The organism is Acinetobacter nematophilus (assembly GCF_026344175.1).
Classification (GTDB): domain Bacteria; phylum Pseudomonadota; class Gammaproteobacteria; order Pseudomonadales; family Moraxellaceae; genus Acinetobacter; species Acinetobacter nematophilus.
This window is the reverse complement of record NZ_JAPKMY010000001.1, coordinates 614888-637897: the sequence shown is the minus strand read 5'-3', so window position 1 is coordinate 637897 and position 23010 is coordinate 614888. Positions and strand designations below refer to the sequence as shown.

The following is a 23010-nucleotide window of genomic DNA, read 5'->3' as shown; positions in this document are numbered from 1 at the left end:
ATAGGAAGCCAAGCCAATGGCTGAAACTGAAATTGCTATGCCAGAATCAACTCCAGTTGATTCCCGCCCAGCATTTGCGATTGTAGAAGATCTCAAAGCCAAATTTGGTGAGAACTTTTACGTGCAACCGACGTTTGAAGACTTTCCAACGGTCTGGGTTGAGCGCGCACGTGTACAAGAAGTTTTGATGTACCTACGTACAGTGCCACGTCCTTATGTGATGTTGTTTGACTTATCTGCGGTGGATGAGCGTTTGCGTACTCACCGTGATGGTTTGCCTGCATCAGACTTCACAGTGTTCTATCACTTGCTTTCATTGGAACGCAATAGTGATATTCGTATTAAAGTGGCGTTGAATGAGAATGACATTAACATTCCAACGGCAACCAACATTTGGCCGAATGCCAACTGGTACGAGCGTGAAGCCTACGATATGTTTGGGATCAATTTCGAAGGGCATCCGATGCTTCGTCGTATTTTGCTGCCAACCTATTGGGAAGGTCATCCGTTACGTAAAGAATACTCTGCACGTGCGACGGAATATACGCCGTATATGCAGGACAAAGCGAAACAGGATTTCGAGCAAGAACATCTTCGTTTTGTTCCAGAAGATTGGGGTCTAAAACGCGGCAACGCAGATGAAGACTTCATGTTCTTGAACTTGGGTCCAAACCATCCATCTGCGCATGGTGCATTCCGTGTCATTTTGCAGTTAGATGGCGAAGAAGTTAAAGACTGTGTGCCTGATATCGGTTATCACCACCGTGGTGTGGAAAAGATGGCTGAACGTCAAACTTGGCATTCGTTCATTCCTTATACTGACCGTGTAGACTACTTGGGTGGTTGTGCGCAAAACATGCCTTATGTGATGGGTGTGGAGCAATTGGCAGGAATTACTGTTCCTGATCGAGCACAATGTATCCGTGTCATGATGTCTGAATTATTCCGTATCAATAACCACTTGTTGTATATCGGTACTGCGATTCAGGATGCTGGTGGTATGACCCCTGTATTCTATATGTTTGCGGATCGTCAAAAAATCTATGACGCCATTGAAGCCATTACGGGTTTCCGTATGCATCCAGCATGGTTCCGTATTGGCGGTACAGCGCATGATCTTCCAAACAACTGGCAAAAATTGATTCGTGAAATTCTCGAATGGATGCCAAAACGTTTGAAGGAATATCATACTGCGGCACTTAAAAACTCTGTCTTTGTTGGTCGTACCCGCAATGTTGCACAATACGATGCGAAATCGGCATTGGCTTGGGGTGTGACTGGTACAGGCTTACGTGCGACAGGTATCGACTTTGATGTGCGTAAATACCGTCCTTATAGCGGTTATGAAAACTACGATTTTGAAGTGCCATTGGAATATGAAGGCGATGCGTATGCCCGTGTAATGGTTCACTATCGTGAAATCGAAGAGTCACTTAAAATTATCAAACAGTGTTTGGATAATATGCCTTCAGGTGCTTATAAAGCGGATCACCCATTGGCAGTTCCACCACCAAAAGACAAGACTTTACAAGATATTGAAACCTTGATTACGCACTTCTTGAGCGTGTCATGGGGTCCTGTAATGCCAGCAGGTGAAGCATCTGTTATGGCAGAAGTGGTGAAAGGTGCGTCTAACTATTACTTGACTTCAGATAAGTCAACCATGAGTTATCGTACCCGTATTCGTACACCAACTTTCACACACTTGCAGCAAATTCCTTCCGTAATTAACGGCAGTCTTGTATCTGACTTGATCATTTATTTAGCGACGATTGATGTCGTTATGGCTGACGTGGATCGCTAAGGGGTAAACGCATTATGATGATTTTGACTGATAAAAAACCACGTGTGAATGTTGAAGGGATTCTGACCAGTGAAGAAATCCATGAAATTGAACATCACATTGGTCACTACCCGTACCCACGTGCAGCATCTTTAGATGCGTTGAAGTGTGTGCAACGCCGTAATGGTTGGGTAGATGATGCGCAGTTACATGCAATTGCTCAATTATTGACAATTACAACTGCTGATTTGGAAGGTGTTGCAACATTCTATAACCGTATTTACCGTCAACCTGTTGGTCGCCACGTAATTTTATTATGTGATTCGATTGCTTGTTTCTTGATGGGTGCGGAAACTTTAGCAGAAGCTTTCCAACGTGAGTTGGGTATCCAATTTGGTCAAACGACAGCTGATGGTCGTTTTACTTTATTGCCAATTTGCTGTTTAGGGAACTGTGACAAAGGTCCAACCCTAATGATTGATGAGGATACTCACGGTTTGGTTGAAGTGACTTCTGTGAAACAGTTATTGGAGAAGTATGTATGAATACCGAACCAAAACCAATTTATGGCGACGGAAATCCTGAAACTCACCCATTAACATGGCGTTTGAGTAAGCAAGAATCTGTTCGTAGTGCTGATGACTATGAAGCTTTAGAAGGTTATGCAGGCTTTAAGAAAGCACTGTCTATGCCACCTAAAGATGTGCTTGAAGTGATTAAAGCAGCGACTGTAAAAGGTCGTGGTGGTGCAGGTTTCCCAGCAGGGATTAAATGGTCATTGATGGCACCGAATGATGGTGGTCCTCGTTACCTGATCTGTAATGCCGATGAGATGGAGCCGGGAACATTCAAAGACCGTTTGTTGATGGAAAAACTTCCACATCAATTGATCGAAGGGATGTTGATTGCTGGTTATACCCTTGAAGCTACGCAAGGCTATATCTTCATTCGTGGTGAGTATATTGAGGCGGCACAATACTTAAATGAAGCTTTAGAGCAAGTTCGCGCTAAAGGTTATTTGGGTGACAACATCTTAGGTACAGGTTGGAACTTTGAGTTGCATGTGCATACCGGTGCAGGGCGTTATATCTGTGGTGAAGAAACTGCATTGATTAACTCTCTTGAAGGTCGCCGTGCCAATCCGCGTACTAAACCACCATTCCCGCAAGTTGCAGGTGCATGGGGTCGTCCTACGATCGTGAACAACGTAGAAACCTATAACAACTTGCCTGCAATCATGTTGCGTGGTCCAGAGTGGTATATCGGTTTGTCTGCGGGTAAATCTAAAGATCCAGGCACAAAAATCTATGGTGCATCAGGTAAAGTAACTTTCCCTGGACTATGGGAATTGCCGTTTGGTACAACTGCGCGTGAAGTGATTGAAGAACATGCAGGCGGTATGCGTGATGGTCTAAAACTTAAAGCATGGTTGCCGGGTGGCGCATCGACTGACTTCTTGGCTGCTGAACACATTGATCTTCCAATGGATTCAGAAAGCATTATGAAAGCAGGTTCTCGTCTAGGTACATGTTTGTTAATGGTGGTTGATGAAACTCAATGTATGGTTTCTGCAACCCGTAACTTAGAAGAATTCTTTGCACGTGAATCATGTGGTTTCTGTACACCATGCCGTGATGGCTTACCTTGGGCAGTGAAAGCACTTGTCGCTATTGAAAAAGGCGAAGGGAAGATGGAAGACATTCAACATCTTCAAGAACTGACTCGTAAGTTATGGATTGGTAAAACATTCTGTGCTCACGCACCAGGTGCCATGGAACCATTGATGGGTGCACTCAAATATTTCCGTAGCGAGTTTGAAGCTAAAGTGACAGATCGTCCTGTAGCCCAAGCCAGCCACGTAGAACAAGTTTAAGGAATTCGACTATGGCTACAATTCATGTCGATGGAAAATCGTACGAAGTCAATGGCTCGGAAAACTTGCTGCAAGCATGTTTGAGTCTTGGCATCGACATCCCATATTTTTGTTGGCATCCAGCTTTAGGTTCTGTCGGTTCTTGCCGTCAATGTGCTGTTACTCAATATGCGAACCCGGAAGATACTCGTGGTCGCTTAGTAATGTCATGTATGACTCCTGCATCTGACAATACCTATATTTCGATTGAAGATAAAGAAGCGAAAGATTTCCGTGAGTCTATCGTGGAATTCTTGATGACCAACCATCCACACGACTGTCCAGTCTGTGAAGAGGGAGGTCACTGTCATCTTCAAGATATGACTGTGATGACACAACACGACCGCCGTCGTTATCGCTTTACCAAACGTACACACCATAACCAAGAGTTGGGTTCTTTCATTGCGCATGAGATGAACCGTTGTATCGCATGCTACCGTTGTGTTCGTTACTATAATGATTATGCGGGCGGTACAGATTTCGGTGTTTATGCCAATGCATCACGTGTTTACTTCGGTCGTCCGGAATCAGGAACGCTAGAGTCTGAATTCTCGGGTAACTTGACTGAAGTTTGTCCAACAGGTGTGTTTACCGATAAAACACATTCTGCACGCTATAACCGTAAATGGGACATGCAGTATGCGCCAAGCGTATGCCAAGGCTGTTCTTCAGGCTGTAACATTTCACCAGGGGAACGTTATGGTGAGTTGCGTCGTGTAGAAAACCGTTTCAATGGTGAAGTTAACCAATACTTCCTGTGTGACAAAGGCCGTTTTGGTACGGGTTATGTAAACCGTGAAGATCGTCCTCGTCAACCACAGTTCCGTAATGGAGCAGATGTTGAAACTGTTTCTGTAGATATGGCGCTCGATACAGTGATCGCAAATGTTCAAGGCAAAAAAGTCTTGGGTATTGGTTCACCACGTGCATCATTAGAATCAAATTACGCATTGCGTGAATTGGTTGGTCAGCAAAACTACTCAACAGGCATGTCTCAAAAAGAGCAAAACTTGGTTGAGTTGGCTGCTTCAATCATGCAGGCTGAGGGTGTTTATAACCCGGGTATGCGTGAGATTGAAAGCTATGATGCTGTATTGATCCTAGGTGAAGACCTTACTCAAACAGCACCGCGTATGGCATTGTCAGTTCGCCAAGCTGCGAAAAACAAAGCCAAGCAAATGGCGGCAGATCGACGTACTCAAGATTGGTTGGCTGAACCTGTTAAGCGTATTGGTCAGGATGAAAACTCTCCGATCTATATCTTGGCTGCAACACAAACGCGTTTAGCTGATGTGGCTGCGGGTGAAGTTGTTGCTTCTCCAAACGATATTGCGCGTTTAGGTTTTGCTGTTGCTGCGGCTGTAAAAGGTGATGCAATTCTTGGTTTGGATGACGATGCGAAAGCATTTGCTCAAACTGTTGCCGATACATTGAAAGCAGCGAAAAAACCATTGATCATCTCTGGAACAAGTTTGCAGGACGCTGCCATTATGGAAGCTGCCGCGCAGGTTGCACAGAATTTAGGTGAAAATGCCGGTTTAACATTGACGGTTCCTGAAGTGAACTCAATGGGCTTGGCATTGTTCGGTGGTTTAAGCTTAGAGCAAGCATTTGCACAGGATTATGATTCAATCATTATCGTTGAAAATGACTTGTTCCGCCGTCTACCAGCAACACAAGTACAAGCTGCTTTAGCAAAAGCGAAGAGCGTCATCGCTCTTGATCACTCTGAAACTGAAACTGTAAATGCTGCAGATGTGGTTCTTTCTGCTGCGAGTTTCGCTGAAGGCGATGGTACAGTGGTTAGTCAAGAAGGTCGTGCACAACGTTTCTACCAAGTTTATGATCCAAGTTACTACAAACCAGAATATGCCATTAAAGAATCATGGCGTTGGTTGCATGCCATTGAAACGGGTGTCAAAGGTAAAGCGATTTCATGGACCTTGTTGGATGACGTAATTGAATCTGTCGTGAAAAATGTTCCAGCGTTGGAAGCGATTCAAGATGTTGCTCCTGATGCAGGCTATCGTGTTCATGGTTTGAAAATTGCCCGTGAACCACGTCGTTATTCAGGACGTACGGCAATCCGTGCGCCATTGAACGTACATGAGCCAAAACAACCTGTCGATGTGGATACTGCATTAACATTCTCAATGGAAGGTTATGTTGGACCACAAAACGCATCATCATTGGTACCGTTTGCATGGGCACCGGGTTGGAACTCTCCACAAGCTTGGAATAAATACCAAGACGAAGTGGGTGGACATCTGAAAGGTGGTGATTCTGGCATTCGTTTATTTGACCGTTTAGTGAAACGTCCGGCACGTAGCTATGTTGCGCCAAGTGCTGTTGTAACGAATCCAGACAGTTTCCGTCTTGTTCCAATGCATCATATTTTTGCTTCTGGTGAATTTACAGTAAAAACACCAGCGATGGAGTCACGTATTCCAGAAGCTGCTTTTGCTGTAGGTGAACAGGATGCAGCACGTTTGAATGTTCAAGATGGTCAACAACTGACCGTACAGGCCGGTGAGACAACAATCAGTCTTCCTGTACACGTGATTGAGTATTTACCAACAGGTTATATCGGTTATCCAGTTGGACAAGCACCAACCGTTTCACTTGCTGAACCTGTATCTGTAACGGTAGGAGTGTAATCATGAATGAATCTTTACGCGCCCTACCGACATGGGCACAAGACTGGCCGATTGCTTATTCAGTCATCCAAGCCATTGTGATTTTGTTGGTTGTGGTTCTGCTTGCAGCATTGATGTCATTTATTGAACGTCGTTTGCTCGGCCTGTGGCAAGACCGTTACGGTCCGAACCGTGTAGGTCCGGGCGGGATGTTCCAGATCGTTGCCGACATGTTGAAAATCATGTTTAAAGAAGACTGGACACCTAAGTTCGTTGATAAACTGACTTTCCGTTTAGCGCCAGCAGTTGCGATGGCAACTGCGGTACTGTCATTTATGGTCATTCCTGTTTCACCTTATTTAGGTGTTGCAGATATGAGCATTGGCTTATTGTTCTTTATGGCAATGGCAGGTATCGCGGTTTATGCCGTGTTATTTGGTGGTTGGGCTTCAAACAACAAATATGCATTGCTTGGTGGTCTGCGTTCAGCAGCACAAACCATTTCTTATGAGGTCTTCTTAGGGATTTCATTGATGGGGGTTGTTGCAATCGCTGGTTCATTCAACCTACGTGAAATCGTAGAAGCACAACGTGATGTATGGTTTGTGGTTCCACAATTTATTGGTTTCATGATCTTTGTGGTTGCTGGTGTTGCAGTAACACATCGTCACCCATTTGACCAACCCGAAGCTGAGCAAGAGTTGGCAGAGGGGTACCACGTTGAGTATGGTGGTATGAAATGGGGGATGTTCTTCGTTGCTGAATACGTCAACATCATCCTTATTTCAGCACTGATCGTGACTTTATTCTTCGGCGGTTGGTTGGCACCTTTTAATTTAAATATTCCATTCATTCCAGATGCGTTCTGGTTCATTGCGAAAACAGTATTCTTTGTGATGATGTTTGTCTTGGCTCGTGGTTCTTTAATGCGCCCACGTTATGACCAAGTGATGAATTTTGGTTGGAAAGTGTGTTTACCACTTGCATTGGTCAACCTTTTGGTGACTGGTGCTGTGATTCTGATGAATCAAGCCTAGGACAGCAGGGAGTACAAAATGTATAAAATTCTAGCTGGCGTAGGATCAATTGTTCGTTCGTTGTGGATGGTGTTTAGCCATGTCACACGTAAACGCGATACGATTTTATATCCAGAAGTTCCAGCCGAACAAATCGTACCTCCACGTTACCGTGGTCGTATTGTACTAACACGTGACCCAGACGGTGAAGAGCGTTGTGTTGCGTGTAACTTATGTGCGGTTGCATGTCCTGTTGGCTGTATTTCATTACAGAAAGCTGAAAAAGAAGATGGACGTTGGTATCCAGAGTTCTTCCGTATTAACTTCTCACGCTGCATTTTCTGCGGTATGTGTGAAGAAGCATGTCCAACAACTGCAATTCAGTTAACTCCAGACTTTGAGCTTGGTGAATATGTACGTCAAGATCTTGTGTATGAGAAAGAAAACTTACTCATTTCAGGCCCAGGAAAATATCCTGACTACAATTTCTACCGTGTGACTGGTATGGCAATTGACGGTAAAGAAAAAGGTCAAGCGCAGCGTGAAAGCGCGCCTGTAGATGTACGGAGCTTATTACCATGATGTGGCCATTTTATTTAATGGCTCTTGTGGCCATTGTTTCTACGGTTCGTGTTGTGACTAACGCGAATCCTGTACATGCTTTATTAAGTTTGATCGTTTCATTACTTGCAGTTGCAGGTATGTTCTTGACGATTGGTGCACCATTTGCAGCTGCACTTGAAGTGATTGTTTATGCCGGTGCGATCATGGTGTTGTTCGTATTCGTTGTGATGATGCTCAATCTTGGTCAGCATACAGTTGACCAAGAACGTAAATGGTTGACTTCAGATGCTTGGGCTTATCCAGCACTCATGAGCTTTTTAATGGGCTTATGTTTAGTTTGGGTATTGGGTTCAGATCATGTACAGCAGGGTGCTGTACTTGGAACTCAAGTCATTGGTCCTAAAGTTGTTGGTCAAGCACTCTTTACCCACTATTTATTATTGGTTGAAGTTGCCGCGATGTTATTGCTTGCAGCCTTGGTTGCAGCATTCCACTTAGGCAAACGTGAACCAAGTGCAGAAGAGGATAAACAGTAATGGGCAACATTCCTTTAGAACATGGTTTGATCGTTGCATCTATTCTTTTTGCACTGGGTTTTTACGGTGTAATGGTGCGACGCAATTTATTATTTATGTTGATGAGCCTTGAGATCATGATGAATGCAGCCGCATTGGCATTCGTTGTGGCAGGAAGTGCATGGGCACAACCTGATGGTCAAATTATGTTTATTTTGATCCTTACTCTTGCTGCGGCAGAGGCGTGTATCGGTCTTGCGATCGTCCTTCAGTTCTACCATCGCTTCCATCATCTGGATGTAGATGCTGCTAGTGAGATGCGCGGATGAGCTATTTATATTTAACAATTTTATTTCCGCTCATTGGTTTTGTCCTTTTAGCGGCAGGGCGTAATAAACTTCCTGAAAATGTAGCAGCCATTATTGGTGCAGGTTCTGTTGGTCTTTCAGCATTATTTGCATTGCTTGCAGGCATGGACTTTGCAAAACAGGGTTCAGTTGCTCAAGCACAGCATTTGTGGACTTGGTTTAATGTGGGTGGTTTTGCGCCAGGCGTAAGTTTGCATCTTGATGGCTTATCATTATTGATGATGGGCATGATCACAGGTGTGGGTTTCTTGATCCATATCTTTGCAACTTGGTATATGCGTGGTGAAGAAGACTTTGCTCGTTTCTTCTCATATTTCAACTTATTCGTTGCCAGCATGTTGGTGTTGGTTTTGGGTGACAACTTAGCGTTGTTATTCTTAGGTTGGGAAGGCGTAGGTCTGTGTTCTTACCTATTGATTGGTTATTACTATCAAAATCCTGCAAACGGTTTTGCTGCAATCAAAGCATTTACAGTGACTCGTGTGGGTGATGTATTCTTACTGATCGCATTGTTCTTGCTGTATCAACAGTTTGGTACTTTGCATATTGGAACGATCGTTGCCAATGCTTCACAAGTTTTAGCACTTGATCACAACCTTGCACTTTGGACATCGTTGATGTTGTTCTTGGGTGCTGCGGGTAAATCTGCACAAATCCCATTACAAACGTGGTTGGCAGATGCAATGGCTGGTCCTACACCAGTATCTGCATTGATCCATGCTGCAACAATGGTAACAGCAGGTGTTTACTTGTGCTGCCGTATGTTCTCTGTGTTTGAAATGACACCAGAAGTAATGCAGTTCATTTCGATTACTGGTGCAGTGACATTGCTAGTTGCAGGTTTTGCTGCATTGGTACAGACAGACATCAAACGTATTTTGGCTTACTCAACAATGAGTCAGTTGGGTTATATGTTTATGGCTGTAGGTGCTGAAGCATATCAAGCAGGTTTGTTCCATATGCTTTCACATGCATTCTTCAAGGCACTCTTATTCTTGTCTTCTGGTGCGGTGATTCTGGCTTACCATCATGAGCAAAACATCTTTAAAATGGGTGGCTTGTTCTACAAAAACAAATTCTTATTCGCTTGCTTCGCAATTGGTGGTGGTGCACTTGCTGCAATTCCATTTATTACGATCGGCTTCTTCTCTAAGGATGCAATCTTGGGCGCTGTTTGGGCACAAGGTCAATCTGTAGCATTGTATGGCTCATTGTATTGGGTCGGTGTTGCGGGTGCATTCCTGACTTCGATTTATACTTTCCGTTTAATCTGGGTGGTATTCTTCGGCGAAGAAAAAACGCATTATCACGAAATCAAAGGTGCGACTTATTGGGCGCCTTTAGGTATCTTGGCTGTTCTTTCAACTGGTTTGGCTTATTTCTTAAAAGCGCCAGTCATGAATGTTTTAAATGCGGCTCATATTCCTGCATTTGAAGTATCACAAGCAGTCGAAGAAGGCATGCATGGTGCAGAACATCTCGCTGTTGGTATTGCATTGGCTGGATTAGCAGTGGGTGTCGTATTATTTGCATTTGCTTATAAAGCAGTTAAAGGTTTTGCTGCCACTTCATTGGGTGCTGGACTTGCAAATATTTGCCGCAATGCATTTGGTTTCGATTCTTTATATAACCTTGTATTCGTTCAACCTTATTTACTTATTGCGAAAATCTTAGGTCGTGATCCAATTGATGGCTTATGGCTTGTATTACCCGCAATCGTGAAAGGTGGTAATAAATTTACAAGTACCCGTCAAACAGGTTCATTACGTGAATATGCATCAAGTATGTCACTCGGTGTAGTGGTTTTGCTGATGATCTTGATCGTGATTCAGGTCGTGGGGAAATAAGATGGAAATCACAAACAATTGGATTTTACCCGCACTGATTCTTGTACCTTTTATTGCAGGCTTCGCGTGTTGGTTAGTCGATAAACTGGATAAACATTTACCTCGTTATATCGCATTGGTGGGTATGCTCATTACGTTGGGCTTGACCTTCATATTGTGGAAACAAGGTGGATATGATTATGCCTTAGGCGCGAAAGCGCCAACCTGGGCTGCTGAGTTCTATGTTCCTTGGATTAAAACACTGGGTATTAACATTCACTTGGCAGTCGATGGTCTTTCGCTTCTTATGGTGGGTTTAACAGCATTACTCGGTGTACTTGCTGTAGGCTGTTCATGGGGCGAAATCCAAAAGAACGTTGGTTTCTTCCACCTAAACCTTTTATGGTCATTGGGTGGCGTAATCGGGGTTTTCCTTGCAATTGATATGTTCTTGTTCTTCTTCTTCTGGGAGATGATGCTGGTACCTATCTACTTCTTGATCGCGCTTTGGGGTCATAAAGGCGCAGATGGCAAATCACGTGTTTATGCAGCAACCAAATTCTTTATTTATACCCAAGTTGCAGGTCTCATCATGCTTGTGGGCATATTGGGGCTGGTGATCATTGGTTATAGCGCGGATGGTCGAATTGAATTTGGTTATACTCACTTGATGGGTGTTGCCAATGCATTGGATGCTGATCCTCGTACAGCTGGGTATGCTTATGCATTGATGATCTGTTTGTTTATCGGTTTTGCCGTAAAACTTCCAGTTTTTCCATTGCATGGTTGGTTGCCAGATGCCCATGCGCAAGCTCCGACAGCGGGTTCTGTAGACCTAGCGGGTATTCTGATTAAAACTGCTGCATACGGGTTACTTCGTTTTGTAATGCCTTTCTTCCCAGCAGCATCTGCACAGTTTGCTGATATTGCAATTATTTTCGGTTTGATTGGTATTTTCTACGGTGCCTGGTGTGCTTTCCAGCAAACAGATATGAAGCGTTTGTTGGCGTATACGTCTATCTCTCATATGGGCTTCGTATTACTTGCACTTTATGCAGGTAATATCCTGACATTCCAAGGCTTAATGATCATGATGTTGGCACATGGCTTGTCATCTGCTGCATTGTTCATTATGTGCGGTCAGGTTTATGAACGCTTGCATACTCGTGATTTACGTTTGATGGGCGGTATCCGTGGTCAGTTCCAATATTTACCATTCTTCTTGATGTTCTTTGTATCTGCGCTTGTAGGTATTCCTGGTCTAGGTAACTTTATCGGTGAATTCCTGATCCTTATGGGTTCATTTGCGAAATTCCCAACATTTACAATTATTGCTGCGATTAGCTTAGTTTTTGCAGGTCTTTATGGTCTGATCCTGATTCATAAAGCATTGTTTGGTACACCAAATGAAGCACAGAAACCACATTATGAAAGTCCGTTAAAAGACTTGAATACACGTGAAACTGTGATTTTATTGGTGTGCGCACTTGGCTTACTTTGGTTAGGCGTTCATCCACAAACATTCCTTGATATTTCAAACTCAAGCATGGCGTGGTTAGCAAATAGCTATATTCCAGTTCAAGAAATTGTCGATACAACTCAGCAAGTTGTATCTCAACAAAATGTGGAGATCCAATAGTCATGAACTTCACTATGTCATTTTCGGATCTCATGCCTTTAGCACCAGTTTTTATTGTTGCATTGACAGCGATTGTGGTGATGATTCTGATTGCGATTAAACGTAATCATAATCTGATCGCAACGGTTTCAGTGATTGGTTTAAACCTTGCTTTGGCAAATATATTATTTACTTTGTTCGGCAAGGCGTTTGTCCCTGCACCTGTAATGAACATGTTTATGGTTGATCCATTTACATTGTTCTATCAAGTGATGATTTTAATTGCAGCATTGGCATGCTGTACATTGTCCCATGCCTATATTGAAACTTATAAAGACAACCGTGAAGAATTGTACCTGCTGATGCTGATTTCAGTTTCTGGTGCAATGCTGATGGTCGCAAGTTCTCATTTTGCATCGTTCTTTATCAGCCTTGAATTGATGTCAATTCCTGTATATGGCTTATTGGCATATACCTACCAACGTGGTAAATCGCTTGAAGCAGGTGTGAAGTATCTTGTACTTTCTGCGACAGCGTCTGCTATGTTGTTGATGGGAATGGCTTATGTCTATTCAGCAGTCGGCTCTCTTTCATTTGCAGGCCAAATTGATGACTTGTTCTGGAAATTGACTAAAGCTCAGAATCCAGAACTGATTATGGCAATCCAGTCGGCATTAGGGCAATATCACCAACTGATCGAAACACCAATGGTCATTATTGGTTTAGGTCTGATGATTGCTGCTGTTGCATTTAAACTTTCTCTTGCGCCATTCCATAAATGGACACCAGATGTTTATCAAGGTGCGCCTGCACCTATTGCGACATTCCTTGCAACAGTTTCAAAAATTGCAATGATCGGATTGTTGGTACGCTATCTACTATCTTCGGGCGTTATTGGCATTGAATCGATTCAAACTGTGATTGTCGTTATTGCGGTTCTTTCAATCCTTGCAGGTAACTTACTTGCAGTACGTCAAGTGAACTTGAAGCGTATTTTAGCGTATTCATCAATCGCTCATTTTGGTTATCTGCTTCTTGGTTTAGTGAGTGCTTCATTCCTTAGCCTGACATCTATTGGTGTATATGTATTTACTTATGTGATTACAACCATCGGTGCTTTCGGTGTCGTTGCCTTGATGTCAAGTCCATACAATAATGTTGATGAAGCAGAGTCACTGGCGGATTACCGTGGTCTGTTCTGGCGTCGCCCTGTACTGACTGCAACTTTGACAGTCATGATGTTATCTCTAGCAGGTATTCCTTTGACTGCTGGTTTCATCGGTAAGTTTATGTTGGTGATGACTACAGTGTCTGAACAACACTGGTTCTATGCGGCAATGATCATTATTGGTAGTGGTATTGGTTTGTACTACTACCTACGTGTCATGATCGTTCTGTATATGACACCACCTGATACACCACGTATTGATGCAGATAAGCATTGGGGACAAAAAGCAGGCGGTATAATGGTGCTTCTTGCTGCCTTGTTGGTATTGGTATTTGGTGTTTATCCAGATCCGATTATCGCTTTGGCGCATGGTGCTCAAATCGTTGCTCCTTTGCATATCATTTTGCAATAATTTGATGAAAGTAAGTTATTAACAAAAAAAGCCCTCATTTGTTGAGGGCTTTTCTTATCTCTTATATGAAAAACATTTATAATAGTGGAAATTTACTTTTATCCTTTTAGGTAATCTCCTGTGTCAATTCAAGAAATCCGTCATCCGCTTATTCGTCATAAACTTGGTCTGTTGCGCCGTGCTGATATAAGTACCAAGAACTTTCGTGAGCTTGCTCAAGAAGTGACTATGCTTTTGACTTATGAAGCGACTAAAGATTTACCCGTATGTGATCATGAGATTGATGGCTGGAATGGTAAAGTGAGTGTAGACCGCATTGCGGGTAAAAAAATTACGGTTGTGCCGATTTTACGTGCGGGTATTGGCATGTTAGAGGGTTTTTTAAATCTTATTCCAAGTGCTAAAGTTTCAGTACTAGGTCTTGAGCGTGATGAAGAAACTTTGCAAGCGCGTACCTACTATAAAAAATTAGTTCCAGATGTTCAGAACCGTTTGGCAATGATTATTGATCCAATGTTGGCAACAGGATCATCTCTGGTTGCTGCAATTGATGTATTAAAAGCCAGTGGCTGTAAAGATATTCGTGTGATGGTACTGGTTGCTGCACCTGAAGGAATTCAACGTGTTGAAGAAGCACATCCTGATGTCACGATTTTCACTGCTTCCATCGATCAAGGTCTCAATGAAAATGGCTACATCGTACCAGGCTTAGGCGATGCGGGTGATAAAATTTTTGGTAGTGTGCAAAAAGATTAAAATTTAGTATGATCAAAGGAGGCGATAGGGGCCTCCTTTTTTTATTCTAATAAATGAGAAAAAAATGTTTCGTAAGGGGATAGTTATTTTCTATGATGAAAAATCTGCTAAGGGTTTAATAGAATTAAAAAACGATCATCAACAAGTTGTTTTTAAATTAGAAGATTTTTCAAACCAGACTGTTCTCCCACAACTTGGAGAGCGGATCAAGTGTGTTGTGCTGGAACAGAATGGTGAAGTTTTAGCTAAATTTATTGTACGTCTGGATCATAAAAACTATGTTACTGATCCAAACCGATCTTTACCCGTTCTGCATTTATATGAAGAAAATGTCTATGAAAATTTAAGAAAAGCCCGAAAGGCACATAAAAAAAGACGACTAAGCGTAGAAGATGAGTCCTACTCCCAAATCGCCAAACACTCTGAACAAAACACTGCAACAGCATCGCAATCACAGCTTGCCTATGAAATTAGTCAAACGCAATTAGTATCATTACAAAATGAGCAGTTGGAGCAGATTACTCCTAGGCAATCAGCTCAAGAAATTATCACACCTCATCACATTAAAGATATTCAGCCAAATGCGGCGACGGCAGTATTTCCAAACCTGCCTTTAACAGAAGATAGTGAACTTCCAAAGAATAAGCAAAATCTAAATGAATTAGAAGCTGTTGATAATTATTCCAATGTTGGATCATTTAACACCTTTCAATTCCCTCAGAATGAAAAGCCCATCCCAAAGACGAAACGTGTTGATTTGCTTGATTTTACATATGTTAATCAAATGCCTGAAAGAAGTGAAAATCACGATCAACCCCAGCCAATAGAGCAACATCAAGTAATAGAGCAACAGCCAAAATCAGATATCGATGCTGATCTACCTGTAGCGATTACATCCAAAACAGTGGGGATGAGTCATTTGACTGATCAGAAAGTACTGCAAAAGCATATGAGTTTGAATGGCTTGCAACGATTCTATCAAAACATCAAAATTCAATTCTTATATGCTAAACGTAAGCAGCCGAAGAAGAAAACGGCTTCTGAAGCGGTTATACGTTTGAATCCCTGGATTGTGATTATCGGCATTGTTTTATTTATCGGTGTAAATTGTGTGATGTATGCCATGGATCGTTACAAGCAGTACAAAATTGAAAGTGTAATGAAGTTACAACAATATCAACAGCAACAAAAAGATGCAATTAAACAGCAGAAACGTGAGGCATACTCGCGCTAAGTCTCTGAAATGAGTAAAATATATTGTGATTCATAAGTATTTATAAGAGAAATGCTATGTTTTATTTGGGGCAAATCATTGAGTATCACGATGATAAAGGATACGGGCTATTATTGGATCACCACTCTGCGCAAACCGTGGCGTTTTATATTGTCGATTTTCCTAAAGAAGGGGGGCAGCCAAAAAAAGGTGAAACTATAAAATACGTTGTGGTCAATGATAAAGGTACGTTTAAAGCGCATCAAATGATTCGTTTGGATGTAGCGATGAGTAATGATTTAAAAAATAAAAAGGTCGATATTGATAAGCAAAAAAATATTTTAAGGCGAAGCCAAAATGAGGGGAGAAAATTCGGATTTGTTTCGATCGTTATTTTGGTGATGGTTTTCGGATTTGTTTATTTCAGTTTTGCGGCTTGGACCCAATATCAAAGTTACCAAGACGAGCAACATGCAAAATTTGCACTGTTTGAACAGCAGCAGAAACAAGTTATCGAGCAGCAACGTAAAGACATTGGTCATGTCAAAGCTGTTAAATTTAGTGAAAAATCCGAAAATGCTTTAAATGGTAAAAGTGATTCATTGCCTATACACAGTGCGCCAACCTCTACCACTTCGCTGAACAGCGTTAAGGTCGCCTCCACGCATCCCTCACCTTACCGCTGTGATGGAAGAACCCATTGTAGCCAGATGAGTTCCTATGAAGAAGCAGTGTTTTTTATTCGAAACTGTCCAAATACTCAGATGGATGGAGATCATGATGGCATACCATGTGAGCGGCAGTTTGGTCACTAAGCCATTCAAAAAGCAAAATAAAAGCTCCATATGGAGCTTTAAATTTATTTTTTTTCACAAAATTTCATGAATGCCCTTAAACCTGGACCTTGATACTTTTGACGGTGTACCAACATGAACAATGGACGAGTCAGTTGCCAGAAAGGAGTATTTAGAATCACCAATTGACCTTTATCCAATAAAGGCTGAATGGCCAATTTGGAGATACATGACATGCCCAATCCCCCCGCCACAATCTTCAAAATGGCTTCATTATGCCCTAGAGTTAAACGGATATTGGCATCTTCAAGATCTTTAAGAATCGCATTGTCAAAAACTTCACGTGTTCCAGAACCTTCTTCACGTAATATCCATTCAACATGCTGAAAGTCAGATTGTCTGAGTTCACGATGTAAATTAGCCAGTGGATGACTAGGTGAACAACATACCGCAAGCTCATCATCACGCCAATGTATACACTGTAACTGCGGTAAGAAGCATGAGCCTTCAATTAAAGCGAGATCAAGCTGAAATTGGTTTACTGCTTCAATCATTTGACGCGTATTGCCGACCTGGAGCTGTAAATGGGCCTGAGGTTGAATTTGTAGAAAGTCGGCCATTAAATCGGGCATCAAGTAATCACTAATGGTCAGTGTTGCCCCGATACGTAAGTCAATGCTTTGTAATTCACCTTTGGCTGCTTGTTCAAAAGCTTCACAGCGACCTAAAATTTCGAGGGCTTGAGGCAATAGAAATCGTCCCAAATCATTTAATTGTAATCGTTTGCCTAAACGGTCAAACAGAGGAGCACCCAAACCATCCTCTAAGTCTGCCAAAGCCATACTTGCTGCACTTTGAGTTAACCGAACTGCATCACTGGCTTTGGTTACAGTACCTTCCTGAGCGACAGCAACAAACACCGCCAATTGGCGTAAAGTCATTCGCATAAGTAGAGCCTTAACATTTTAATATTCATACATTATATAGTCATGCTACCATGAGGACCATGTTTCATGCCACGAAGAAATTATGTCAATTGAAAAATTTAGCATAGAAAAGGTCTTATCTGTTCATCGTTGGACGAATACGCTTTTCAGTTTCACCATGACTCGACCCGCTCATTTTAAATTCACCGCAGGGCAATTCGCTCGAATCGGTTTAAAAGTCGGTGATGATTTAGTGGTCAGGGCATATTCAGTGGTTTCTTCACCGTTTGATGAAACACTGGAGTTTTTTTCAATTGTTGTGCCTGACGGTGCATTCACATCAAATTTACAACATCTCAAAGTGGGTGATGAGCTGTATTTGGAAAAAATTCCCTATGGATTCTTAACTTTGGCCCGCTATCAATTGCCCCTTCCGCAAGATTTGTGGTTACTGGCCACTGGTACGGGACTGGCCCCATTTATTTCGATGTTACAAGACTTCGAAACATGGTCAAAATACAAAAAAATCAATTTGGTCTATAGTGTAAGAACAGCATCTGAATTGGCCTATGTTGATCGTATCCATGAGATCGCCGAACAATTTGGTGAAGGCCATGAAGGATTCAAATTTATTCCGATTATCACCCGTGATCCACATGCTGATTTACATGATCGTTTACCCATTTTGATTGAAAATGGTGCGTTGGAAAAAGCCGCAGACGTACAATTCAATGTAGAAAGCACACATGTGATGTTGTGTGGTAATCCACAAATGGTGGATGATACCAAAGCGGCGCTTAAAGCCCGTGGTTTAACCATGAATCGCCGTGGTGAAGGCAATATTGCTGTTGAAAACTATTGGTAAATGCACTATTTAGACTGGAGAAAAATATAAATTATCGTTCTCACACAGTTTGAAACTATTTTCTGGCAAATTAAAGGATCACTCCTGCTCCTTCACTGAGCTTCAATCGTTGAGTCGAATAGGCTTTGGCATCGACCAGTGTTTCCTGTTTTAAAATCAATTGTCTAAGTAATCGTGCTGAAGCTGGTCCCATACATAAACCATTGCGATAATGTCCAAAGTTTGCCCATAAATTATTTAACTCAGGCATTTTTCCAATATAAGGAATGCCTGTGGGCGAGCTTGGACGTAAACCCGCCCATTGCTTCACAATTGGAAAATTGGCCAATTCAGGCACCATTTCAACACACGCTTTATAAATGTTTTGTTGAACTGTAATGCTCGGGCGATGATCAAAACCAAGATGGTTCATGCTTGAACCGCAAACGATATGTCCATCTGTACGTGGAATCAGATACATAACATTGTTCATGCACATGGTGGGCAGCCAGTTTTCAGGAGATTTAAACAACATCATTTGTCCCTGAACCGGTTCAACAGGAATTGATACCTGTAATTGCTCACTCCAACAATTCGACCAAGCACCTGTCGCAATTACAAAATGATCCGCTGAAAAATGTTGCCCATTTGTGGTTTGAACAGATTGAATCTTTTGATTTTGAATATTAAATTTCTCGATCCATGTGTTTTCTCGAATTTCAACCAAAGGATGTTGCTTTAAATAGCTGACCAGTGATTTGAGTAACCGAGGATTTCGCACATTGGCTAACTGAGGAAAGTAGATCGCGTGTTGAAATTGTTCTGAAATCTGGGGGTTGACTTGTTTGAGTTTTTCTCTGGATAGGTATTCACAATGCTGCATGGGTTCTTGGTATTGGTCTTTGTAATTGAGTCCAATCTCAAAATCTGCTTCATCGAAAATCAACATGCCAGTTTCATGAATTTCAAAGTCTATGCCTGTTTGAGGAAGCAGCTTTTTATTCCAATCTTGATAAAGTTGTTTGCCATATTGGGCCAGATGATTGACTTCTCGAGGGTAGCGCCAAGGATACATTGGCGAAAGAATACCACCGCCTGCCCAAGAAGCCGCTTGCCCAGCATGTTGTTGATCGAATAGGGTGACTGTACAGCCTTGTTCAATAAGTTCAAGTGCGCTGAGTAAGCCACTTACTCCAGCACCGATAATGGCAATATGCATTGTGTATTCTGTAAATGTAATGAAATTCGAAATTTACGGTCGTCCAAAGTATATTCCTGTACGATGACGTCATACCAAAATGATTCATATATCCAGATTAAGCTTCGGTTCAACCTACTTTTGTTGCGGCAAAATGAGAAGCGAAGCTTCGCAAGAAAACCATTGTCATCCCCTGAACGCGTTCACAACCAATAAGTGAAGATGTTCATCGCATAAACGTTACATTTTAAATGCAACCCTGTCTCGGACAACAGGGGATGACATTCACGCGTATGATCTTATGTAGGGTAACGAGAAGAGAGCGAATTTACTTCATCTCTTTTAATTGACGTGCCGCTTCTTCAGCATAATAGGTCCAGATCCCATCTGCACCAGCGCGACGGAAGCACATCAATGATTCCATAATGACACTCTCGGATAACCAACCATTTTGAATCGCAGCAGCCAGCATGGCATATTCACCACTGACCTGATAGACAAAAGTCGGCACACCGAAAGTATCTTTAACTTCACGCACCACATCTAAATACGGCATACCGGGTTTAACGATCACCATATCGGCGCCTTCCTGAATATCGAGGGCAATTTCATGGAGAGCTTCTGCACGATTGCCGACATCCATTTGGTAATTGTACTTATTACCACCTTTGAGGTTGGACGATGAGCCCACTGCATCACGGAATGGACCGTAAAAGCTTGATGCGTATTTTGCGGAATACGCCATGATGTTGGTGTAAATAAAACCGTTACTTTCTAATGCTTGGCGAATAGCACCAATACGCCCATCCATCATGTCGCTTGGCGCAATCACATCAGCACCTGCTTCAGCATGACTTAAGGCTTGTTTGATCAGGCACTGTACAGTTTCATCATTCAACACATAGCCCGTTTCATCGATGATGCCATCCTGACCATGCGTGGTATATGGATCTAATGCACCGTCAGTGATCAGCACCATTTCAGGAAGTTCTTTTTTCAAAAGACGTAAGGTATTTTGAACTAATCCGTCTTCATGCCATGCCGCTTCAGCTGTTAAACTTTTGTCTTCTTGTGGTGTGACTGGAAATAGGGCAAGTTTCGACACGCCAAGTTCTAATAATGTTTCCGCCTTTTTCAGCAATAAATCTGCTGATAAGCGTTGAACATTTGGCATACTTGGTACATCTTGGGTCTGGTTTTGTCCTGGAAGTACGAATACTGGATAGATGAGATGGTCTGCTGTGAGTTGAGTTTCTCTGACCATCGCGCGTAGTTTATCGTTTTTACGGATACGGCGCATACGAGTGGCTGGAAAAGCAGGACGATTGAACGTATAAGTCATAACAATCTCGATGTTCAGTATTAAACTAGGCACATATTGTAGCCCTTTCATATATTTTTTGGGAAAAAGCTGACGTTTTTTCTCATTATTGGTTTCGAAATGATGATGAGTGATTCTCCAAAAACCGATTCTGCGCAGAGCGAATCACAAAAAAAGTGGACTGGAAATTTACATTTAGGTGCGAAAGCAGATTTAAATGTTGTCCTTAATCAGTTGACCAAAGCGTTTAATGGTTCGCCTTATTTTTCGCATAACAATATGCAAATGCGTGTGGTCAATGACGAAATTGAAGGTTATATCGAAATGAAGCCGTATTTGATTGGCAATGTTGCGTTTCAAATTTTACACGGGGGTGTTGCTGCAACACTTTTGGACAGTATTGGTGGAATTGTTGCGATGGGGGAATTGTATAAACGAGCTGAACCTGACCAGTTGCCCGATACCCTTAAAAAAGTTTCTCGACTTGCTACCGTGGATATGCGTGTAGATTATCTTGCCCCGGGTCGTGGTGAATATTTTATCGCAAAAGCTGAAACCTTAAGAATGGGACGCAAGGGTTGCACCATGCGTATGACCATGGTCAACAATGAAGGTAAGGCGATCGCAACTGCAATCGCATCCTATGCCTATTGATCACGATGTAGAAGTGTACTAATCAGTACACTTTTGTATACTTTATGTCAATATAAGTCATCGGAAAGCATATTTGGATGGCTTAGTTGTTTTTGAAAAAAATATGAATATCAATAAGATTGATCTATTTTATAAAGATAAACTTTAGAGTAATATTTTTATTCTCATAATATGATTTTTACCTGTAAAATTGAGCACCACAATTTTAAGACCTTGACTTCTTCAACCATCAAGCAAAACCCCAAAAAGTGATTAAGCTATTGTTCAGTTTATATCCTTACAGTGCACTGATGTTTTGACAGGTCCAAGTAAGCTAGGAATATGCGATGACTGAAGCGCAAACGACGAATGTCTCCCCAAATGATGAAAATGAAGCACGCACAGATTTGGAAGCTAAACAAAAACGTAAAAAAATGCTGAAGATTTTTGCCATTATTGTTGTCGCAGCAGCAATCTTATATGCAATTTGGGCTTTAGTGTTTAGTAATACGGTTGAAACGGACAATGCTTACGTCGGTGCTGAAACAGCTGAAATCACCTCAATGGTCAGTGGACAGGTGGCTGAAGTTTTAGTCAGTGATACGCAGCAGGTCAAAAAAGGCGATGTATTGGCAATTATTGACAATCGTGATGCCAAGATTGCGGTTGCTGAAGCAGAAGCCGCGCTAACCAAAGCCAAACGTCAATATACACAAAGTTCTGCAAATAGCAGCTCATTGTCCTCGCAAATTTTGGTCAGTACAGACGATATAAATAGTGCTAAAGCACAAGTGGCACAAGCTGAAGTCGCTTATCAACAAGCCCAACAAGAATTTGCTCGTCGTCAGCAGTTAAGTGCAACAGGTGCAATTTCGAAGGAAGAATTTAGCAAAGCGCAAAGCGCTTTAAATAATGCCAAGGCCAGCGTTGATGTGGCAAAAGCTGCGCTTGCGCAAACTGAATCAAAACGAAAAGCAGCACAAAGTAATCTGGATGCCAACGAAGCTTTGATTCGTGGTACTTCACAGAGTTCAACACCTGATGTTTTGGTGGCTCAGGCAAAACTTGATCAGGCACTTTTAGATTTACAGCGTACTGAAATTAAAGCGCCGCTCGATGGCGTTGTGGCACGCCGCAGTATTCAAATTGGGCAGCGTGTTGCACCTGGTGTAAGTTTGATGAAGATTGTTCCAATTGCTGACCTATACGTCGATGCAAACTTTAAAGAAAGCCAGTTAAAAAATGTCAAAGTTGGTCAAAAGGCGACTTTAACTTCTGATTTATATGGAAAAAACGTTGAATATCACGGTACAGTGATTGGTTTTTCTGGAGGAACAGGTTCTGCATTTGCTTTGATTCCTGCACAAAATGCAACGGGTAACTGGATTAAAGTGGTTCAACGTCTACCCGTGCGGATCAAACTCGATTCTAAGGAGCTGGCTGAACACCCGTTACGTGTGGGTTTGTCCATGAATGCTGAGGTTGATACCTCATCAGCGAAGTAGTT

20 protein-coding genes are annotated in these 23010 nt (G+C 42.2%); 17 read left to right on the top strand and 3 right to left on the bottom strand.

The genetic code is table 11. The annotated features are described in order from the left end of the window. Positions 1 to 16 precede the first annotated feature (16 nt). The 14 genes from nuoC (at position 17) to OSH00_RS02915 (ending at position 16602) form a co-directional block, all read left to right on the top strand. Positions 17 to 1804 carry an NADH-quinone oxidoreductase subunit C/D gene (gene nuoC, locus OSH00_RS02980; protein WP_196077638.1) on the top strand — a complete coding sequence of 596 codons (1788 nt, stop codon included), beginning with the start codon at positions 17 to 19 and terminating at the stop codon, positions 1802 to 1804. Positions 1805 to 1818: 14 nt separating this feature from the next. Beyond that, positions 1819 to 2328 carry an NADH-quinone oxidoreductase subunit NuoE gene (nuoE, locus tag OSH00_RS02975; RefSeq protein ID WP_004827939.1) on the top strand — a complete coding sequence of 170 codons (510 nt, stop codon included), beginning with the start codon at positions 1819 to 1821 and terminating at the stop codon, positions 2326 to 2328. Next, on the top strand, positions 2325 to 3656 hold the full coding sequence (gene nuoF / locus OSH00_RS02970) for an NADH-quinone oxidoreductase subunit NuoF (RefSeq protein ID WP_266129163.1): 1332 nt from the start codon (positions 2325 to 2327) through the stop codon (positions 3654 to 3656). The genes nuoE and nuoF overlap by 4 nt, the downstream gene beginning before the upstream one ends. An 11-nt stretch (positions 3657 to 3667) precedes the next feature. Beyond that, positions 3668 to 6352 carry an NADH-quinone oxidoreductase subunit NuoG gene (gene nuoG, locus OSH00_RS02965; RefSeq protein WP_266129162.1) on the top strand — a complete coding sequence of 895 codons (2685 nt, stop codon included), beginning with the start codon at positions 3668 to 3670 and terminating at the stop codon, positions 6350 to 6352. A gap of 2 nt (positions 6353 to 6354) precedes the next feature. Further along, positions 6355 to 7368: an NADH-quinone oxidoreductase subunit NuoH gene (nuoH, locus tag OSH00_RS02960; protein ID WP_266129161.1), complete on the top strand. Its 1014-nt coding sequence runs from the start codon at positions 6355 to 6357 to the stop codon at positions 7366 to 7368. Positions 7369 to 7386: 18 nt separating this feature from the next. Beyond that, entirely contained in the window at positions 7387 to 7929 is a 543-nt protein-coding gene (nuoI, locus tag OSH00_RS02955) for an NADH-quinone oxidoreductase subunit NuoI (protein WP_196077635.1), read from the top strand. Further along, the gene (nuoJ, locus tag OSH00_RS02950; RefSeq protein ID WP_171066809.1) at positions 7929 to 8447 is read left to right on the top strand and encodes an NADH-quinone oxidoreductase subunit J; all 519 of its coding nucleotides are present in this window, start codon (positions 7929 to 7931) and stop codon (positions 8445 to 8447) included. The genes nuoI and nuoJ overlap by 1 nt, the downstream gene beginning before the upstream one ends. Next, entirely contained in the window at positions 8447 to 8755 is a 309-nt protein-coding gene (gene nuoK / locus OSH00_RS02945; RefSeq protein ID WP_004827952.1) for an NADH-quinone oxidoreductase subunit NuoK, read from the top strand. The genes nuoJ and nuoK overlap by 1 nt, the downstream gene beginning before the upstream one ends. Next, a complete protein-coding gene (gene nuoL, locus OSH00_RS02940) occupies positions 8752 to 10641 on the top strand; it encodes an NADH-quinone oxidoreductase subunit L (RefSeq protein WP_266129160.1) in 1890 nt (629 codons plus the stop codon). Before nuoK ends, nuoL begins: the two co-directional genes overlap by 4 nt. A 7-nt stretch (positions 10642 to 10648) precedes the next feature. After that, positions 10649 to 12259: an NADH-quinone oxidoreductase subunit M gene (gene nuoM, locus OSH00_RS02935; RefSeq protein ID WP_196077642.1), complete on the top strand. Its 1611-nt coding sequence runs from the start codon at positions 10649 to 10651 to the stop codon at positions 12257 to 12259. 2 nt (positions 12260 to 12261) lie between these two features. Continuing rightward, positions 12262 to 13818, top strand: coding sequence for an NADH-quinone oxidoreductase subunit NuoN (gene nuoN / locus OSH00_RS02930; RefSeq protein ID WP_266129159.1), 1557 nt, complete (start codon positions 12262 to 12264; stop codon positions 13816 to 13818). A 120-nt stretch (positions 13819 to 13938) separates the two neighbouring features. Next, positions 13939 to 14574: a uracil phosphoribosyltransferase gene (gene upp / locus OSH00_RS02925; RefSeq protein WP_266129158.1), complete on the top strand. Its 636-nt coding sequence runs from the start codon at positions 13939 to 13941 to the stop codon at positions 14572 to 14574. A 64-nt stretch (positions 14575 to 14638) separates the two neighbouring features. After that, entirely contained in the window at positions 14639 to 15808 is a 1170-nt protein-coding gene (locus tag OSH00_RS02920) for a hypothetical protein (RefSeq protein WP_266129157.1), read from the top strand. A gap of 56 nt (positions 15809 to 15864) precedes the next feature. Next, positions 15865 to 16602: an excalibur calcium-binding domain-containing protein gene (locus OSH00_RS02915; RefSeq protein ID WP_266129156.1), complete on the top strand. Its 738-nt coding sequence runs from the start codon at positions 15865 to 15867 to the stop codon at positions 16600 to 16602. 44 nt (positions 16603 to 16646) lie between these two features. Here OSH00_RS02915 and gigC read toward each other — a convergent pair whose 3' ends face one another. Then, positions 16647 to 17528 (bottom strand): LysR family transcriptional regulator GigC, encoded by an 882-nt coding sequence (gene gigC / locus OSH00_RS02910; RefSeq protein WP_266129155.1) that lies wholly within the window; start codon positions 17526 to 17528, stop codon positions 16647 to 16649. Between the two features lie 82 nt (positions 17529 to 17610). Between gigC and OSH00_RS02905 the strand changes: the two genes are divergently transcribed. After that, complete coding sequence (locus tag OSH00_RS02905) at positions 17611 to 18372, top strand: ferredoxin--NADP reductase (protein ID WP_266129154.1); 762 nt, start codon at positions 17611 to 17613, stop codon at positions 18370 to 18372. Between the two features lie 70 nt (positions 18373 to 18442). Here the strand turns inward: OSH00_RS02905 and thiO are convergent, their stop codons facing one another. Together thiO and hemB are read right to left on the bottom strand one after the other, a co-directional pair. Next, complete coding sequence (thiO, locus tag OSH00_RS02900) at positions 18443 to 19570, bottom strand: glycine oxidase ThiO (RefSeq protein WP_266129153.1); 1128 nt, start codon at positions 19568 to 19570, stop codon at positions 18443 to 18445. Between the two features lie 307 nt (positions 19571 to 19877). Continuing rightward, positions 19878 to 20891 (bottom strand): porphobilinogen synthase, encoded by a 1014-nt coding sequence (hemB, locus tag OSH00_RS02895; protein ID WP_266129152.1) that lies wholly within the window; start codon positions 20889 to 20891, stop codon positions 19878 to 19880. Positions 20892 to 20990: 99 nt separating this feature from the next. Here hemB and OSH00_RS02890 point away from each other — a divergent pair, with 99 nt between their 5' ends. Then, a complete protein-coding gene (locus OSH00_RS02890; protein ID WP_004827972.1) occupies positions 20991 to 21524 on the top strand; it encodes a thioesterase family protein in 534 nt (177 codons plus the stop codon). A gap of 326 nt (positions 21525 to 21850) precedes the next feature. Then, on the top strand, positions 21851 to 23008 hold the full coding sequence (locus OSH00_RS02885; RefSeq protein ID WP_266129151.1) for an HlyD family secretion protein: 1158 nt from the start codon (positions 21851 to 21853) through the stop codon (positions 23006 to 23008). Positions 23009 to 23010: the final 2 nt, after the last annotated feature.

Bases quoted from the DNA above. Each gene is read 5' to 3' on its own strand.
- nuoC (WP_196077638.1), top strand. From the start codon at position 17: ATGGCTGAAACTGAAATTGCTATGCCAGAATCAACTCCAGTTGATTCC.
- nuoE (WP_004827939.1), top strand. From the start codon at position 1,819: ATGATGATTTTGACTGATAAAAAACCACGTGTGAATGTTGAAGGGATT.
- nuoF (WP_266129163.1), top strand. From the start codon at position 2,325: ATGAATACCGAACCAAAACCAATTTATGGCGACGGAAATCCTGAAACT.
- nuoG (WP_266129162.1), top strand. From the start codon at position 3,668: ATGGCTACAATTCATGTCGATGGAAAATCGTACGAAGTCAATGGCTCG.
- nuoH (WP_266129161.1), top strand. From the start codon at position 6,355: ATGAATGAATCTTTACGCGCCCTACCGACATGGGCACAAGACTGGCCG.
- nuoI (WP_196077635.1), top strand. From the start codon at position 7,387: ATGTATAAAATTCTAGCTGGCGTAGGATCAATTGTTCGTTCGTTGTGG.
- nuoJ (WP_171066809.1), top strand. From the start codon at position 7,929: ATGTGGCCATTTTATTTAATGGCTCTTGTGGCCATTGTTTCTACGGTT.
- nuoK (WP_004827952.1), top strand. From the start codon at position 8,447: ATGGGCAACATTCCTTTAGAACATGGTTTGATCGTTGCATCTATTCTT.
- nuoL (WP_266129160.1), top strand. From the start codon at position 8,752: ATGAGCTATTTATATTTAACAATTTTATTTCCGCTCATTGGTTTTGTC.
- nuoN (WP_266129159.1), top strand. From the start codon at position 12,262: ATGAACTTCACTATGTCATTTTCGGATCTCATGCCTTTAGCACCAGTT.
- OSH00_RS02920 (WP_266129157.1), top strand. From the start codon at position 14,639: ATGTTTCGTAAGGGGATAGTTATTTTCTATGATGAAAAATCTGCTAAG.
- OSH00_RS02915 (WP_266129156.1), top strand. From the start codon at position 15,865: ATGTTTTATTTGGGGCAAATCATTGAGTATCACGATGATAAAGGATAC.
- gigC (WP_266129155.1), bottom strand. From the start codon at position 17,528: ATGCGAATGACTTTACGCCAATTGGCGGTGTTTGTTGCTGTCGCTCAG.
- OSH00_RS02905 (WP_266129154.1), top strand. From the start codon at position 17,611: ATGTCAATTGAAAAATTTAGCATAGAAAAGGTCTTATCTGTTCATCGT.
- thiO (WP_266129153.1), bottom strand. From the start codon at position 19,570: ATGCATATTGCCATTATCGGTGCTGGAGTAAGTGGCTTACTCAGCGCA.
- hemB (WP_266129152.1), bottom strand. From the start codon at position 20,891: ATGACTTATACGTTCAATCGTCCTGCTTTTCCAGCCACTCGTATGCGC.
- OSH00_RS02890 (WP_004827972.1), top strand. From the start codon at position 20,991: ATGATGATGAGTGATTCTCCAAAAACCGATTCTGCGCAGAGCGAATCA.
- OSH00_RS02885 (WP_266129151.1), top strand. From the start codon at position 21,851: ATGACTGAAGCGCAAACGACGAATGTCTCCCCAAATGATGAAAATGAA.